13 protein-coding genes are annotated in these 17,160 nt (G+C 43.1%); 7 read left to right on the top strand and 6 right to left on the bottom strand.

Annotated features, from left to right (window positions below; translation table 11 throughout):
- The first annotated feature begins 27 nt into the window (after nucleotides 1-27).
- The gene (gene pgi / locus P2G54_RS05855) at nucleotides 28-1,671 is read left to right on the top strand and encodes a glucose-6-phosphate isomerase (RefSeq protein WP_275869135.1); all 1,644 of its coding nucleotides are present in this window, start codon (nucleotides 28-30) and stop codon (nucleotides 1,669-1,671) included.
- Between the two features lie 51 nt (nucleotides 1,672-1,722).
- Here the strand turns inward: pgi and P2G54_RS05850 are convergent, their stop codons facing one another.
- The 4 genes from P2G54_RS05850 to recQ form a co-directional block, all read right to left on the bottom strand.
- Nucleotides 1,723-2,181: a gliding motility lipoprotein GldH gene (locus P2G54_RS05850; protein ID WP_275869134.1), complete on the bottom strand. Its 459-nt coding sequence runs from the start codon at nucleotides 2,179-2,181 to the stop codon at nucleotides 1,723-1,725.
- Nucleotides 2,174-3,472, bottom strand: coding sequence for a regulatory iron-sulfur-containing complex subunit RicT (gene ricT, locus P2G54_RS05845; RefSeq protein WP_275869132.1), 1,299 nt, complete (start codon nucleotides 3,470-3,472; stop codon nucleotides 2,174-2,176). The genes P2G54_RS05850 and ricT overlap by 8 nt, the downstream gene beginning before the upstream one ends.
- Before the next feature lie 127 nt (nucleotides 3,473-3,599).
- Nucleotides 3,600-4,889 carry a phosphoribosylamine--glycine ligase gene (gene purD / locus P2G54_RS05840; protein WP_275869131.1) on the bottom strand — a complete coding sequence of 430 codons (1,290 nt, stop codon included), beginning with the start codon at nucleotides 4,887-4,889 and terminating at the stop codon, nucleotides 3,600-3,602.
- A 14-nt stretch (nucleotides 4,890-4,903) separates the two neighbouring features.
- Nucleotides 4,904-7,084 carry a DNA helicase RecQ gene (gene recQ / locus P2G54_RS05835; RefSeq protein WP_275869129.1) on the bottom strand — a complete coding sequence of 727 codons (2,181 nt, stop codon included), beginning with the start codon at nucleotides 7,082-7,084 and terminating at the stop codon, nucleotides 4,904-4,906.
- A 96-nt stretch (nucleotides 7,085-7,180) separates the two neighbouring features.
- Here recQ and P2G54_RS05830 point away from each other — a divergent pair, with 96 nt between their 5' ends.
- Entirely contained in the window at nucleotides 7,181-8,149 is a 969-nt protein-coding gene (locus P2G54_RS05830; protein ID WP_275869127.1) for a KpsF/GutQ family sugar-phosphate isomerase, read from the top strand.
- An 8-nt stretch (nucleotides 8,150-8,157) separates the two neighbouring features.
- Entirely contained in the window at nucleotides 8,158-9,231 is a 1,074-nt protein-coding gene (locus P2G54_RS05825) for a mannose-1-phosphate guanylyltransferase (RefSeq protein ID WP_275869126.1), read from the top strand.
- Nucleotides 9,232-9,246: 15 nt separating this feature from the next.
- Here the strand turns inward: P2G54_RS05825 and rlmB are convergent, their stop codons facing one another.
- Both rlmB and P2G54_RS05815 read right to left on the bottom strand, forming a co-directional pair.
- A complete protein-coding gene (rlmB, locus tag P2G54_RS05820) occupies nucleotides 9,247-10,023 on the bottom strand; it encodes a 23S rRNA (guanosine(2251)-2'-O)-methyltransferase RlmB (protein ID WP_275869124.1) in 777 nt (258 codons plus the stop codon).
- On the bottom strand, nucleotides 9,996-11,231 hold the full coding sequence (locus P2G54_RS05815; protein WP_275869123.1) for a GWxTD domain-containing protein: 1,236 nt from the start codon (nucleotides 11,229-11,231) through the stop codon (nucleotides 9,996-9,998). The genes rlmB and P2G54_RS05815 overlap by 28 nt, the downstream gene beginning before the upstream one ends.
- Before the next feature lie 61 nt (nucleotides 11,232-11,292).
- Between P2G54_RS05815 and P2G54_RS05810 the strand changes: the two genes are divergently transcribed.
- From P2G54_RS05810 to P2G54_RS05795, 4 genes are all read left to right on the top strand, one after another.
- Nucleotides 11,293-12,075, top strand: a complete 783-nt coding sequence (locus tag P2G54_RS05810) for a class I SAM-dependent methyltransferase (RefSeq protein ID WP_275869121.1) — start codon at nucleotides 11,293-11,295, stop codon at nucleotides 12,073-12,075.
- Between the two features lie 122 nt (nucleotides 12,076-12,197).
- Nucleotides 12,198-12,566 carry a hypothetical protein gene (locus P2G54_RS05805; protein ID WP_275869120.1) on the top strand — a complete coding sequence of 123 codons (369 nt, stop codon included), beginning with the start codon at nucleotides 12,198-12,200 and terminating at the stop codon, nucleotides 12,564-12,566.
- A gap of 103 nt (nucleotides 12,567-12,669) precedes the next feature.
- The gene (locus P2G54_RS05800; protein ID WP_275869118.1) at nucleotides 12,670-15,168 is read left to right on the top strand and encodes a DUF2309 domain-containing protein; all 2,499 of its coding nucleotides are present in this window, start codon (nucleotides 12,670-12,672) and stop codon (nucleotides 15,166-15,168) included.
- Nucleotides 15,168-17,117, top strand: a complete 1,950-nt coding sequence (locus P2G54_RS05795; protein WP_275869117.1) for a proton-conducting transporter membrane subunit — start codon at nucleotides 15,168-15,170, stop codon at nucleotides 17,115-17,117. The genes P2G54_RS05800 and P2G54_RS05795 overlap by 1 nt, the downstream gene beginning before the upstream one ends.
- The last annotated feature ends 43 nt before the right edge of the window (nucleotides 17,118-17,160 follow it).

The raw sequence follows: 17,160 nt of genomic DNA, 5'->3' as shown, positions 1-17,160 counted from the left end.
ATTCCTATTGTGACCTATTTACAAATTATGAAATCGATTAACCCTACCCAGACTCCTGCTTGGAACAGACTTAAGGGGCTGGCAGAAAAATATAAAGACTTACAGATCACTTCTCTTTTTGAAGAAAAAGAACGTTTTGATAGATACAGTGTCAGCTTGGAGGATATGTTGGTTGATTTTTCCAAAAACAGAATCAATGATGAAATCAGGGATGCTCTTTTGGATCTGGCAAGAGAAACTGAGCTTCATGTGGCGATTGAGTCCATGTTTACAGGTGAGGCTATCAACCAAACAGAAAATAGGGCTGTTCTCCATACCGCTTTAAGAAATCAGAAGGATGAAGCTGTTTATGTCAACGGAAAGGATGTAATGCCTGATGTCCGTGCTGTTTTGGCCAAAATGAAAATTTTTGCTGATAAAGTCGGCTCGGGGAATTGGATGGGTTATACTGGCAAACCCATCAAATACCTAGTAAATATAGGTATCGGGGGTTCTGATTTAGGCCCCGTGATGGTGACGGAGGCCTTGAAGCCTTATCAGAATCCTAATCTTGAGATCTTCTTTGTTTCCAATGTGGATGGAACCCATATCGCTGAAACTCTTAAAAAAGTGGATCCTGAGACTACGATGTTTTTTATAGCATCCAAGACCTTTACTACCCAAGAGACTATGACCAATGCCCATACCGCAAGGGACTGGTTTCTGGAACATGCTGGGGATGAAGCAGCGGTTGCCAAACATTTTGTCGCTCTTTCTACCAACCTGAAAGGAGTTCAAGCTTTTGGAATTGATCCGGAGAATATGTTTGAGTTTTGGGATTGGGTAGGAGGAAGGTATTCCCTTTGGTCCGCTATTGGACTACCCATTGCCTGTGCCATAGGGTTCGAAAATTTTGAGCAGCTGCTCAAAGGGGCTCATTCTATGGATTTGCATTTCAGACACTCGATGTTTGATAGAAATATTCCTGTACTCCTTGCTTTGATAGGGATTTGGAATACCAATTTCCTAGGAGCTGCCTCCGAGGCAATTCTTCCATATGATCAGTACCTGCATCGTTTTGCAGCATATTTTCAGCAGGGAAACATGGAAAGTAACGGCAAATATGTGAGTAGATCCGGAGAAAAGGTGGACTATACAACTGGACCGATTATTTGGGGCGAGCCAGGTACAAATGGACAACACGCCTTTTATCAATTAATCCATCAAGGAACCCATTTGATCCCCTGTGATTTTATTGCTCCAGCCATTTCACACAATCCTATTGGAGATCATCACCAAAAGCTGCTTTCCAACTTCTTTGCACAAACAGAAGCTTTGATGAAGGGAAAAACTCTGGAAGAGGTGAAAGCGGAAATGAGCAAAGCAGGTAAATCCCCCGAAGAGATCGAGAAGGTTGGACCCCATCGTGTATTTGAAGGAAACAGACCAACGAATTCCATTCTTGTAAAGATCATTACTCCTTATACATTGGGAATGATGGTGGCCATGTATGAGCATAAGATTTTTGTTCAGGGGGCCATCTGGGATATTTTCAGCTTTGACCAGTGGGGTGTTGAACTCGGGAAAGTCTTAGCAAACGGAATTTTGCCTGAATTGAAAGGTGATGAAGAGGTTACTTCCCATGATGGATCCACCAATGGCTTGATCAATGCCTATAAAAGAATGAGATGATCTGAAATAAAGTTTACAGAAAAAGCCACTTTCCTATTTGGGGAGTGGCTTTTAGTTTTTTAGGATTTTTATGCCGGCAGCCTCTATCCCTTTGAGGTTTTCTTGCCTCATATATTGGAGGAGTACGATTTCTCGGGTGCTGGGACTGAATTGGAAGGGAAGCGTGTCATATTTGGTATAGGTGCTTCCGAAACCCTTTCCGAGTGGTTCTCCGGATTTGGAGTTGAAAAGAGGGATATTCAGAAGTTGGTTTTCAAGCACCGTTCCGGATGAATCTTTCGAAATTACCCGTAGGTAGAAATTGGAAAAGGGGTAAGATTCATTAAATCTCAGCCCAATCAAAGAAGTTTTTCCACTAGGCTCTAAAGTTCCCAGGTTAAAATTTAGACTATCGGTGTTGCTCCAATTTTGGTTTGGTAAGAATTGAAATTCCTCAAACAGTCGGTCATTGGAGCAGGAGATGCTCAATGTAAGCAAACCTAAAAAAAGGATTCCTGTTAATTTATTCATTTCCCGGCTTATTGGAGTTCGGTCCTTGATTTCTTCTCGGAGGGAATCTTCGTTTGCCTTCAGGCTTTTGATTTTCTTTTTTTGCCGCAGGTTGAGCCTGAACAGTCGGATTCTCAGCTTGAGGGCGGGGTTTTCTCCTGTTTTTATTTCTTTTTTTACGGTTTTCCGGATTCGGGGCCTGTCCGGGAACGGCCGGAGCTTCAGCTCTTTGCCTTGGCTTTTGAGGCTGAGGTTGAGGCTGTGGGGTCTGGTTTTGAACAGGAGCTTGTTTGCCTTTGTTTCTAGGTTTCTTTTTCTTCTTTTTAGTGGCAAACTTCTTGTCCAAAAGTTCAAGCTCCCGAGTGGATTGAGCCGCCAAGTCTTCCAATTCACTGGATTCATTGAATTGAAGGTTGAAGACCTTGATCCCTTTGGCATTCAGTTCCTGAATTTCCCTAACCCTGTCACAAGTGATGCTATGCCAGTCATTGTCATTGTTGTAACTGAACCACATCAATTTTCTAAAGATGTCGGTTTTTTGAAGCTTCGCCGGGCCTCCCTCAGTTTGAAGTGGACGCTCTACATTAGGGATATCCTTTATGGCATCCATGTAAGTGTCTAGTTCATAATTGAGGCAGCATTTCAATCTGCCACATTGCCCACTGAGTTTACTTGGGTTTAGTGAAAGGTTCTGATAGCGTGCTGCTGAGGTGCTGACATTTTTGAAATCAACCAACCAAGTGGAGCAACAAAGTTCTCTTCCGCATACGCCGATTCCCCCGATTCTTCCAGCTTCTTGTCTGAGACTAATCTGTCTCATTTCCACACGAATTTTGAATTCGGATGCCAAAATTTTGATCAACTCACGAAAATCAACCCGCTCTTCAGCAGAGTAATAAAAAGTCGCTTTGGAATTATCTGCCTGGAATTCAATATCAGACATTTTCATTTTCAGACCGAGTTCATCTACGATCTGCTTGCATCGATATAGTGTTGGGATTTCGCGGTTTTTCGCTTCTTCCCATTTTTCCAGATCTTTTTGGTTGGCTATTCTGTAAATCCTTAGAATATTGTCATCATCCCGGATTTTTCGTTTTTGCATCTGCAGTCGGACCAATTCTCCCTGAAGGGAAACATAGCCTATATGGTGGCCACTGGGCACATCCACCACTACTGGATCCCCTGTTGTAAGACTGAGGTAATCCACATTGCGGTAATATTCCTTTCGGCCTCCTTTGAATTTTATTTCAACAATATCAAAATTATCTACCTGTGGAATTCCCATGTGGGAAAGCCAATCAAAGGAATTCATTTTATTACAATCGCTTGTCCCGCAGCTGCCGTTATTTTGACAACCTCCGGTTCCTCCTGAAGAGGTAGCGCAACTACTACATCCTGACATATATGAGCGCAGGGCTTGGCCCCGATTAGTTTTGGGTTTAATTCATCAATTTCAAAATGTCCTGTCCAATATCCTTTCGGAAATAAGAGCCTTCCCAATGGATTTGGTTTACGGTCGAAAAAGCATTTTCAAGAGCTTCTTTCAGCTCTTTTCCTCTTCCTGTCACCGCAATTACCCTGCCTCCTTGGTTCACCAGTTTGCCTTCTTGGTTGAGCCCGGTTCCAGCATGGAAAATAACACTTCCACTGACTTTTTCTGGAAGTGAAATTGGAAAACCTTTTTCATAGGATCCTGGATAGCCTCCGCTAACCATGACCACCGTGGTGGCATAATCCGGGGAGATTTCAAGCTGGTAATCTTTCAAGGCTCCGGTTCCCATTGCCCAAAGTAAATCAACAAAATCACTCTCGATTCTTGGGAGAACGGCTTCTGTTTCAGGATCTCCCATGCGGACATTGTATTCAATCACGAATGGATCCCCATTATTATTCATTAGTCCAATAAAAAGGAATCCCTTGTAGGAAATATCCTCTGATGCGAGTCCTGCGATGGTAGGTTTGACCACACGGTCTTCTACCTTTTTCATGAATTCTGCATCTGCGAAGATCACCGGACTCACAGCTCCCATTCCTCCGGTGTTCAAGCCAGTGTCGCCTTCACCGATTCGTTTGTAGTCCTTGGCTTCGGGTAGAATCCGGTAGCTCTTTCCGTCCGTAGCAACAAAAACAGATAGCTCAATCCCGGTCAAAAATTCTTCGATAACTACCTTGGAGGATGCTTCTCCAAATTTTTGATCCAACAACATTTCCTTGAGAGAGGACTTCGCGTCTTCAAGGGTTTCACAGATCAAAACGCCTTTTCCAGCGGCTAGGCCATCCGCTTTCAAAACGATAGGTAGGCTTTGTTTATCCAAATAAGCCAGACCTTCTTCCAGTTGGTCGGCAGTGAAAGTTTCATAGGCGGCAGTTGGAACCTTGTTGCGTTGCATAAAGAGCTTGGAAAAATCCTTGCTGCCCTCCAAGGTCGCTCCTAATTGAGATGGCCCTACTACAGGGATGGCATGAGTTTCTTCCTGTGCAAGTAGAAAGTCTACCAAGCCTTTGACCAAAGGCTCTTCAGGCCCTACTACAACTAAATCAATCTGGTTGGTGAGTATTGCAGCTTTAATCCCTTCAAAATCGGTGACAGCGATGGGAAGATTTTTGGCGACCTCAGAGGTGCCTGCATTTCCAGGTGCTACAAACAGTTGGCTACACTTGGGACTTTGTGCAATTTTCCAAGCAAAGGCATGCTCTCGGCCTCCGCTTCCCAATAATAGTATATTCATTTACTAGGTTCAGTTTAATTTGCGTGCTCCGAAATAAATTTGATTCTGTAGACCCGCAGTTCGTCCTCAGCGAAGTCTTCATCCTCAAGTTCTTCCAGTGCTGCTTTAATATGGTCGGTTTCTGCATTCATAAAATAATCATGGAGGATTTCTTCTCTGTCCTCATCCATGATGTGCTGAATGTAGTAATCGATATTAAGTTTGGTTCCGCTATAGATAATCTGCTCAATTTCTTGAAGCAATTCACCCATACTAATGTTGAGATTTTCAGCAATCTCATCCAGGTCAATCTTGCGGTCGATTTGCTGGATTATGGAAATTTTTACTTTCGAACGTGTACCTGAAGACTTGACCACCACATCGGAAGCGGTTTCAATCTCGTTTTCCTCTACATAATTCGCAATCAGTTTTAGAAAAGGTGCTCCAAATTTAGCCACTTTTCCCATCCCGACCCCATTGATTTGTGCCAATTCCTCACGGGTGGTTGGATAAATTGTCGCCATTTCCTCTAAGGAAGGGTCTTGGAAAATTACATAAGGAGGTAACCCTTTGGCACGGGCAACTTTTTTACGTTCGGCTTTGAGGAGCTCAAAGAGCTTTTCATCATAGGCTACCCCTCCGCTACGAACTTCAACTTCAGGTTGCTCATTTTCCACTTCCTTTTCGAAGTCATGGTCTTTGTACAATTCCACAGAATAAGGCGCCTCCAAAAACGACTTGCCCTTGGGAGTCAATTTGAGAATTCCATAATTTTCGATGTCCTTTTCCAACAGGTTCAGAATCATAGCCTGTCGAAGAACTGAGGTCCACAGCTTTTCGGACTCATCTTTCCCTTTTCCAAATACAGCAAGCTGATCATGCTTGTAGCTGGTTGTGTAATCGGTTTTCTCTCCCAAGATGACCTTGACCAAATGTTCTAGACCAAAACGCTCCGTAGTTTGCTTGACAGCCTCCAAGGCTGTAGTGATAAAGTCTATCCCTTCGTAAGTTTCGCGTTCCCGTTTACAATTGTCACAGAAGCCACAATCCTCCTCTAGAGTTTCTCCGAAATAATTGAGTATAAATTTTCTTCTGCAAACTCCAGTCTCTGCATAGGCGGCCATTTCCTGAAGAAGAATTTTAGCGTTTTCCCGTTCAGTGACGGCTTTGTCCTTGTTGAACTTGTCCAGTTTGATGATGTCTTCGTATCTGTAAAACATCAGGCAATGACCTTCCAGTCCATCACGACCTGCTCGCCCTGTTTCCTGGTAATAGCCTTCAAGGGATTTAGGAACATCGTAGTGAATTACATAGCGGACATCCGGTTTGTCGATTCCCATTCCGAAAGCAATGGTCGCAACGATCACGTCCAACTCTTCATTGAGAAAATCATCCTGGTTTTTGATCCGAACAGCGGATTCCAACCCAGCATGATAGGGGGCTGCATTGATCTGATTGACTCGGAGGAGTTCGGCGATTTCCTCTACCTTTTTCCTGCTCAGGCAATAGATGATTCCAGATTTCCCTTTGTGGGATTTGATGAATTTGATTAGTTGCTTTTTGGACTCGTTCTTCACTTTGGGTCTCACCTCGTAAAAAAGGTTGGTCCGGTTAAAGGAAGATTTGAACAAGTCCGCCTCTTCCATGTGAAGGTTCCGTTGGATATCCTGCTGAACTTTTGGAGTTGCGGTAGCTGTAAGAGCAATTATGGGCAGGTTTGGTGCAATCTGGGCCACAATTGATTTGATTTTTCGGTATTCTGGCCGAAAGTCATGTCCCCATTCAGAAATGCAGTGGGCCTCATCAATAGCCACAAAACTCAAGTCTGCCTCTTTTAGAAACGCGATGTTTTCTTCCTTAGTCAGGGATTCTGGTGCTACGTAAAGCAATTTGGTCTTTTTACTCAACACCTCACTTTTGACCTTATTTACTTCAGACTTGTTGAGGGTTGAATTAAGAAAGTGGGCATTGATTCCGATTGCGTTAAGTTGATCCACCTGGTTTTTCATCAGCGCGATCAAAGGAGAAATCACGATTGCAGTGCCTTCTTTGACCACAGCGGGTAGTTGATAACACAAGGATTTACCAGCCCCCGTTGGCATAATGACGAAGGTATTTCGCTGCTTGAGCAAATTATCAACAATGGGCTCTTGATTTCCCCGGAACTGACTGAAGCCGAATATTCTTTTAAGTTCTGCTTTTACTTTTTCTTCCACTTGAATAAGGGCTTAAAGGGTAGATGAAGCCTGTGAACAGGAATGATCGATTACTTTTATACCTTTGTACAAAATTAGTGATTAACACAGGTAAAATTGAATTTAGCTAAAAATATTAGAAATACAGCCACCAGAGTTCTGCAAAATGAAGCGGAAGCTATTTTAAATTTAGTTACCTATCTGGATGCTGATTTTGAGGCATGCGTAGGGCAGATTTTGGAGAGCAAAGGAAGAGTGGTGATTACTGGAATTGGCAAAAGCGCCATCATTGCCAATAAAATTGTAGCGACTCTGAACAGTACCGGAACCCCTGCTCTTTTTATGCATGCTGCTGATGCAATCCACGGGGATTTGGGTATGATCCAGAAAGAGGATGTGGTGATTTGTATTTCCAAAAGTGGCAACACGCCGGAGATCAAAGTTTTGGTTCCTCTGCTTAAAAAATTAGGATCTGTTTTGGTAGCTCTGGTCAGTAATACTAAAAGTTACCTTGCCGAACAGGCAGATTTTGTACTCAATGCCACCATCGGGGAAGAAGCCTGTCCTAACAATCTGGCGCCTACCACCAGTACTACCGCACATCTTGCAATGGGTGATGCATTGGCTGTTTGTCTCTTGGAAGCTCGTGGTTTTACACCAGAAGATTTTGCGAAATACCACCCGGGTGGTTCACTCGGGAAACAGTTGTATCTCAGAGTCAGTGATTTGCTTTCAGTTGATCAGCTTCCCAAGGTAAAAGCTGATTCGGGACTTGCTGAGGTCATCTTGGAAATCTCCGGAAAACGTCTCGGAGCCACAGCCGTGGTTGACGAAAAGGATTGTTTGTTGGGAATCATAACCGATGGAGATCTTAGACGTATGTTACAAAAATCATTGAATATTCAATCTTTGAAAGCATCTGACATCATGACCCCCAATCCTAAAACTATTTCAAAGGACGAATATGCCATCCGTGCCTTGAATCTGATGAGGAATTACAATATCACTCAACTTGTGGCTATGGATGGGGAAAAAATCGCCGGATTTGTTCATATTCATGAATTAATGAAAGAAGGAATAGTTTAACGAAAAGCATGCAGGAAAAGCCTTATATAGTTATCATGGCCGGTGGCATTGGAACCCGATTTTGGCCATACAGCAGAAGGAAGCGCCCTAAACAATTTTTGGATATACTGGGGACTGGCCGTACGCTTTTGCAAATGACCTACGACAGATTCCGGGAAATAGCGGATCCCGAGCAGTTTATCGTGGTGACTTACCGGAAATACGTTGCTCTGGTAAAAGAGCAGTTGCCTGAGTTGAAGGACTCACAGATTCTAAGGGAACCAAGTCGGAAAAATACCGCAACCTGTATAGCCTATGCTGCCTACAAGGTTAATTCCTTTGATCCAAATGCTACCTTAATTGTAACTCCGGCAGATCACCTGATTCTGCAGGAGAAAAAATTTGTATCTACCATTGGCAAAGCCCTTGAAGCGGCTCAGCAACCGGGGAGATTGATCACATTGGGGATCAAACCAAACCGACCTGAAACTGGATATGGGTATATTCAGTATCTGGAGGGAAATGGGGAAGATGCTCTAAAGGTCAAGACTTTTACAGAAAAGCCAAATATCAAACTTGCAAAAGCTTTTCTGGAAAGCGGGGACTTTGTATGGAACTCAGGGATGTTTGTCTGGAGATGTGATAGCTTGATTCAGGCTTTCGAAAAATATATGCCTGATTTGGCAGAGGTTTTTGAGGAAGTTGAGGGCTTTTTCGGAAAGGTAAACGAGGCAGAGCACATCACCAAAGCCTATATGCAGGTGAAAAACATTTCCATAGATTATGGAGTGATGGAAAAGTCTGATCAAGTATATGTTATCCTGGGAGACTTTGGATGGTCTGATTTGGGTTCTTGGAACAGTCTTCATGATATGCGGGAAAAAGACGAAAACCAAAATGTATTGGAGGCTAATGCCATCCTTTATGATACCAGAAACAGTTATATCAAATCGGAAAGTGGGAAACTGGTTGTTGTCCAGGGACTGGACAACTATTTGGTCAATGAAACCGAAAATGTACTGTTGATTTGCCCCTTGGACAGTGAGAAAAAATTCCGGGAGTTCGTATCGGATGCCCGTAAAAAAGGAGAGGATTTCATTTGAAATCCTCTTTTGTTTTTATGCCTTTCTTTGTCGGATCGCTTCGTAAATGGCGACACCAGCTGAAACAGAAACATTCAAGCTTTCAATATTTCCAGCCATAGGAATTTTGACTTTTTCATCCACAATCCCCATGATTTCCTGAGAAATCCCATCTTCTTCGGAGCCAAGAACCAAAGCTACGGGAGCGGAAAAGTCTGCCTCATACATTTCCCGATCAGTTTTTTCAGTAACTGCTACGAGGCGAAGTCCCATTTTCTGAAGGTCCCTGCAGGTGTAGAATAGGTTTTTTACCCGGGCCACCGGTATGAAATTCAAAGCTCCAGCGGAGGTTTTGATTGCATCGGAGTTGATTTGGGCACTGCCTCTTTCAGGAATGACAATCGCATCGACTCCTGCGCACTCTGCAGTTCTTGCCATGGCACCAAAGTTCCGGACATCAGTGATATGATCTAAAACAAGAATCAATGGAGATTTTCCAACTGCATAACAATTATCAATCACGTGATCCAAAGATGCATAGGCAATGGCTGACATCTGAGCTATGACCCCTTGGTGGTTTTTGCGGGTAATCCGGTTTAGTTTGGCATCGGGTACCCGCACCACTGGAAGGTTCTCTGATTTGCATAGCTGCAGAAGTTCCTTGATTAGATCGTTGTTCAGCTCTTTCTGAACGAGGACTTTGTCAATTTCCTTGCCTGCATGTATGGCTTCCATGACTGCTCTGGTTCCAAAAATAAAATCTTTGTCATGTGCGCCTTTTTCTATCAAAAAGCCATCTTTCCGCTTCTCCATTGGGATATGTTTTTGAACCAAATTGGCTGGTAGGCTCTAGATCGGTTCAGGGTGTAATAATGTGGGTTCAGAATATTTTTTACCCGTGCAAAAGTAAAGCGAATTTTTGAACTCTCATCCATACCTTGATAAGACCAAACTTCCCGGTCGAGGTAAAAGTTGACTTCTTGGGGAGGTCCCATGACAATATATACCATTCCTTTGTCTGTTTTCCAACCTTCCTTGAAGTCAGTGAATAGAAGATTGGCGAATTCTACTTGTCTAAAATATTCCCTGATCAGTTCCTTTGCAGTTTCCGGGTTTCTAGCCATGTTGATCCAATACTCATCCAGTGCTTTCTTTTTGTCCTGTGCAAGCAGCAGCGCCTCATGCTCACTTCTTGTTGAGATATAAGTAACCATCTGAATCATTTCATCCCAGGAGTTGACTTTGGGGAAAGCTTCGTGGGTTGTCTTGATCAATAGCCCTGAATTGTCACTGGTGTCTTGCTGGAAAAAGTAATATCCGATCTTATCCAGTTCCTTGGGGATATTGGCCAGAAATTCGCCTTGGTCTACCACTTCCAATTCTCTGGGAACAGGGGCTGGTTTGGTTTCCATGGGAGGATAGGGTACGTCAAAATCAATAGGATAATAAAATCCATGGATTCCAGGTCCTGCTGTGGTTTTGAAAAGCAAGGCTTCCCCAGCTGTCAGATAGCTCTGATCAAAAGGAACCGAATTGGCATAATAGGCACCAAAGGTCGGGTGGCCAAAAATAAAGGAGCTTTTCAGGTCTATATGATAGTAATACTCATCTCCCTGTCTGGTGTCCAAGGCTGAAAACAAAAGGATTGATTCTGTATTATCGCTAGGTATATCCAGCTCTTTTTCAAAAAACCAATGTCGGTCAGTATCTGCTTTGAGGTCCAGGTCTGTCAGAAGGATGTTTTTTTCAGGAGTCAACTCATCTTGATATCCAGCAAGCATGGAATAGGAAAAACTGTAAGAACTGAATTCAGGATTCTCTTCGATTTTCTCGGCAATAAACTGGACTTTGAACTGAGTATCTGATATTCTAATGGGAATGATTTTCAGGGCCAACCTGGAATATCTGGAATACCGCAGAGCCTGATTGAGATCACTGATATTTTTTTGGGCAAATCCGGTAAAATTCAATCCGGAGAAGAGAAATAAAAAAATCAGTAATTGAATGGAATTTCGCTTCATTGGGTGTTGGTCTCTGTTTTTAAAAATTAAGCTTACTTTTGCCAAAATAGTAAAATTTTAAATGGCTACCTATACAACGGAAATCGCCTCTGATAAGTTGATCAGTGACAATCCAATCCACCAAAGATTGCTGAAAGCATACATTGCTGCCAAGCCTTGGATCAGTGGAAAATTACTGGAAGTGGGCTGTGGAGAGGGGAGAGGAGTGGAGACTTTATTGCCACTTGCTGAATCTTATTTGGGTATAGACAAAATTGAGGAAGTGATCGAATCCCTGAAATCAAGATTTCCAGAAGTGGATTTCAGACAGGCGGTGATTCCACCTTTCTCAGGTTTGGAGGATAATTCCTTTGATACCGTTGTGAGTTTTCAAGTCATTGAGCACATTCAAAATGACCGACTTTTTCTGGAAGAGATTTATCGGGTTTTGAAACCCGGGGGAAAGGCCATCATTTCAACTCCAAATATCAATTATACTCTTTCACGAAATCCCTGGCATATTAGGGAATACAAACCTCAGGAATTGAAAAACCTTTGTACCTCCATTTTTGATCAGGTGGAAGCCAAAGGTATTGGAGGGAATGCGGAGGTTTGGGCCTATCATGAAGCAAACCGTAAGTCAGTTCAGAAAATCATGCGTTTTGATATTTTAGACCTCCAACATAGACTTCCTGCATGGATGCTTAGAATGCCCTATGAAATTCTTAATCGTCTGAATAGGAAAAAACTCCATCAGCAACAAGGAAATTCAGTGGTTGAAATTTCCCATGAGGATTATTTGTTGGTTGATGATGCAGACCAAGGACTGGATTTATTTTACATTTTGACAAAAAAAATGAACTAATATCAGTTTGTAAATGTCTGATTTTTAATGATTGGGGAGATCTATTAAAAATTCTAAAAATAATTATTAAATATTTTAATGGATTTACAATTCTCTTACATTTGTAATGATTTAGTAACCCTATGAATAGTATCCTCAGCCTGATTCTATTTTTTTTCCAACTGCTGTCCTTTTCAGGGGAACAGAGTGTAGGATTTGTCGAGGCTGTATTTTCCAGTTCCCTTTCTCCAAAAGAGCATAATCAAGCAATCTTTGATTTTCCTGCAGACCCTATTGAGGATGCCCGGGAGCAATTTTGGATTGAAATTGAGGAAGAAGAAAAAGAGGACGCAGGATTGGTATTCATGCCCGAAGGGCTGGGAGCTTCTCCATTATTGTCCAAAATCTTGGTTTCTAACAAAGAGGAATACTCCTTTATTGATAAGAAACCCAGTAAAAAACCCCTTCATCTTTACGACCTTTTCCATTCCTGGAAAATCCATCTGAGTTGATTTTTTGTCCTTAGGGACGATGATTCGCCGGGTCATATCCGGTCACTTTCCGATGCATAATTATCGGAAACTTGATTCGTAACTCACTCAGATTAATAAATTAATGGACCATACATTGCATGCGGGTGCATTTGGTTTGGAGGAAATACTTCATGAACTGAAGCATTTCCTACCATCCCAAGCACCGCTAAAGGACTTTGTCCACCATAACACGCTGCATGCTTTTCAGCACATGCCCTTTCATCAGGCATTGAAGCAGGCAGGCGCTCAATTCGGTTACAAAGGCTATCTGTCTTTGGAAGAATACCGAAAACTCTATCGCGAAGGAAAAATCAAAGGCGATATTCTAAATCGTGTGTTGATCGAACACTTCGGGAAAAATGAAGCAAATCACTGGATAGTAAAACTACTGGATCAGCAAATCACTGATTCAAGAACTTCCAAAGTAGGGCGTTTAAGAGCTCATTGGAAGGCAGATTATCATTTCAATTTAGATAAGATTACCCATCCCTTTTTGTTCAGATTGCTTTCAGGTTATCTGGATCAGGGGATTTCCATTTGGTCATTTCCTTTAGAAGCCAATGGCTTTTTGGATGCGGTAAGACAAATCCAAAAGGAGAGCTTTTCTTCCATTTTGAAAAGCAAGAGGGCGATTGCCTTGCTAAACGACCCGGAACTCAGTTTGGAAATGGTTTTGGAAATTCTTGTTGGAAATCCAGAAGCATATGGTTGGTATTTGTTTGACCAGCAGTTTGCCCATCCGGGTTGGTCAGGAATGGTTTCTTTCCTCGAAAGTAATCCCGGCTCTCTTTTGGATTCCAAAAAAATCACCTTGGAAGACTTGATCCTGTTTGAATGTCTTTTGGAAGTAGATGCTTTGGATCAGAAGTTTGGAGAAAACTGGATTCCAATTGGGGTACGTTTCCATTACAGAACCAAGGATTTATTCGAAACAAGTCCGTTTGAAGAGATCGATTTGGTTCAACAGTGCTGGCAGGAAGCTTACGAATGGAGCTATTATGATGAGGTTTTGGCAGGGATTTCCTCCGTCGAACCGACTCCTGTCGCTCCGGAAGCACCGAGTTTCCAGGCATTGTTCTGTATAGATGACCGGGAGTGTTCGATCCGCAGGCATTTGGAGATTTTGGATCCGTCCTGTGCCACCTATGGTACACCAGGGTTCTTTAATGTGGAATTTTATTTCCAACCTGAATATGGAAAATTCCATACCAAAGTCTGCCCGGCTCCAGTCACTCCAAAATACCTGATCAAAGAAACCGCGAATCATAAAAAGCTGGCTACCGATGCCCACTTCCATCAGAATTCGCACTCTCTTGTCAGAGGTTGGCTAAGTGCCCAAACCTTGGGCTTCTGGTCTGCTTTGCGGTTGGTGCGCAATGTTTTCCGGCCTTCCAGCTCTGCCTTGGAGGTTTCTTCCTTCAAACATATGGACCCTAAGGGAACTCTTTCCATCGAATATGCAGGCGAGACCGAAGACGGTCTGCAGGTAGGATTCAAAGTGGAGGAAATGGCAGACCGGGTTGAAGGTATGCTGAAAAGCATTGGCTTGACAGAAAGATTTTCTCCAATCGTGTATCTGATTGGCCATGGAGCTTCCAGCATCAACAATACCCATTATGCTGGATATGACTGTGGAGCCTGTTCCGGCAGGCCAGGTTCGGTAAACGCGCGGGTTGCGGCTTTCATGGGAAACCATCCCAAGGTTCGGGCAATTCTTGCCGAAAGAGGAATTGAGATACCTGTTACCACCCAGTTTTTGGGAGGCTTGCATGATACAACGAAGGACGAGATGGAATTCTACGATGTAGAAATCCTGTCAGAAAGCAATCTTCAACTTCACGGTTGGAATGAGGAGCTTTTTGTCAAATCACTCGATGTAAATGCTATGGAGCGGGCTAGAAGATTTGAGACAGTGGTTAAGGGGAAACCAATGAATAAGCTACATGAAGCAGTGAAAAAACGTGCATTCTCCCTGTTTGAACCACGTCCTGAATACAACCATGCTACCAATAGCCTTTGTATTGTCTCCAGAAAGTCAACCATCAAAGGACTTTTCTTGGATCGTAGAGCATTTCTGAATTCCTATGATTACAGAAAGGATCCGGACGGAAAGTCATTGGCGAAAATCCTTGGTGCAGCAGCTCCTGTTTGTGGAGGGATCAACCTGGAGTATTATTTCTCCAGAATGGATAATGAGAAGCTTGGGGCTGGCACCAAACTTCCTCACAACGTGATGGGGCTGATTGGTGTGGCCAACGGGGCTGATGGAGACCTGAGAACGGGCTTGCCTTATCAAATGGTAGAAATCCATGACCCAATTCGACTGATGCTAATCGTGGAGCAGGACCCTGAGTTAGTCATGAATGTACTGCTTGCCAATCCGGCTACTTATGAATGGATCAAAAACTACTGGGTATACTTTGTTGTGTTGGATCCAGCCACCGGAGCCTTCCACCGCTTCAAGGATGGAGGTTTTGAAATCTATGAGCCATTGACTCCAATCTCCCATGTGGATCATTTGAAGGACAAGCTCATGAGCTCCCATGATAATTTGCCTGTTTACCTAATCGACTCAATGTAATGGAATTGTCAACTTGGATTCAACTGATGATAGGGATACCTCTTGTCGGTTTTGCATTAAGCCTATTGGTACCTGAAAGGAAGGAGTATTTGCTTTCCCGTGTGGCATTTTATACCGCAGGACTCAATTTGCTCAGTATTCTGGTATTTCTGGTCTTCTGGGCAATTCAGGGTTTTGAAACCCTGAACCTGAAGGAAATTGTCCTATACAAATCCCATGACTTTGAGTTTTTGGTGGACTTTTTCTTTGACAGGGTTAGTGCGGTTTATGTGTTGATGGGGGCTTTATTGACCTTCTTGATCACATTCTATAGCCGTTATTACCTGCACCGTGAAAGCGGATACAAGCGGTTTTTCAATACAGTGCTCTTCTTTTACTTAGGCTACAACGTGACCGTTTTGGCCGGTAATTTCGAGACTTTGTTTGTAGGCTGGGAGGTTTTGGGACTTTCCTCGTTTCTTTTGGTGGCTTTTTACCGACAAAATTACCTTCCGACCCGAAATGCAATCAAGGTTTTCTCTGTCTATAGAATAGGGGATGTAGGGATGATTCTGGCCATGTGGGCAAGTCACCACCTATGGCATGAAAACGTCACCTTCCTGAAACTCAACAATGCAGAATTAGTCTCTGAGCATCTTTTGGGACATTCTGGAATCGGCCTGTTTATCTCTGTAGCTCTACTTTTGGCAGCAGCTGCAAAGTCAGCCCAATTCCCATTCTCTTCCTGGTTGCCTAGAGCGATGGAGGGACCAACTCCTTCATCGGCCATTTTCTATGGCTCCCTTTCTGTTCATTTGGGTGTGTTTCTACTGTTGAGAACTTTCCCATTCTGGGAAAATCAAATAGCAGTACGATTCATTATCGGAGCGATAGGATTGATCACGGCGGTGCTTTCCACTATGATTGCGAGAGTACAAACCTCCGTGAAAACTCAGGTCGGTTATGCATCGCTTACCCAGATCGGGATCATGTTTATAGAAGTGGCAGCGGGATTTGAGGTACTCGCATTGATCCATTTTGCAGGAAATGCTTTCCTCAGAACCTATCAATTGCTGGTTTCTCCTTCTATTGTAAGTTACCTGATCCGAGAGCAATTTTATGAGTTTGAGCCTCAGGAAAAGAAAAAGAGATTCGGATTAAGCCAGCGCTTGTTCCTTTCTTTCTATATATGGAGCATCAAGGAGTGGAACCTGGATAAGCTGATGAACAAGTTGGTCTTTAGGCCTTTTAAAAGTCTGGGGCACAAGTTGGATTTTCTGACCTATAAATCAGTTCTTTTTTACTTCGTGCCAAGTTATTTGGTGGGAGTGGTTTTGCTAGTCATAGGATATAATATTCCGGAAAGCATCCATTTCTATTTACCCTTTGTCTTTTCATTCATTGCCTTGTTGATGGTGCTGAAGGCTTTTTCCGAAAGGAGGTCTGCTCGACTCAGCTGGACTCTGCTTATCATGAACCATTTGTGGATGGTCTTGGCGATTGCTGAGAATGAGCAGTTTGCTTTGGGGGAAATTGCGATCTACATGAGCGGTGTTATCGTTTTTGGCTTGAGCGGACTGGGAATTATTTCCTGGTTGAAGGCCAAAACAGGTCAGTCTGGACTATATGAGTATCAGGGATATGTGAAACGGTATCCTGTGCCGGCATTCCTGTTTTTGCTCAGTGCTCTTGGATTAATGGGATTCCCACTTTCACCAACCTTCTTGGGTGTGGACCTTCTTTTCTCCCATATCAAAGATGATCAATTCTTCCTGGCGCTCTTCGCTGCTCTTGCCTTTGTCATGGAAGGAGTGGTGACAGTCAGGATATTCGCCAGATTATTCCTGGGGACTAAACTAGACATCACCGAAGAAGATGATTATTCCAGAAGAGGAAGGGGAAAATTCTCTTTAGGCAGCTCAAGAAACAGAAGGGGACTTGCCTTCAAATCAACCAAGTCAACTAATTAAGTCATATCCAAAGTGAGGAACCCTCACCTTTAAAAAATATTTA

It is taken from the genome of Algoriphagus sp. CAU 1675, from assembly GCF_029222925.1.
Classification (GTDB): domain Bacteria; phylum Bacteroidota; class Bacteroidia; order Cytophagales; family Cyclobacteriaceae; genus Algoriphagus.
This window is presented reverse-complemented; position numbering and strand designations above follow the sequence as displayed.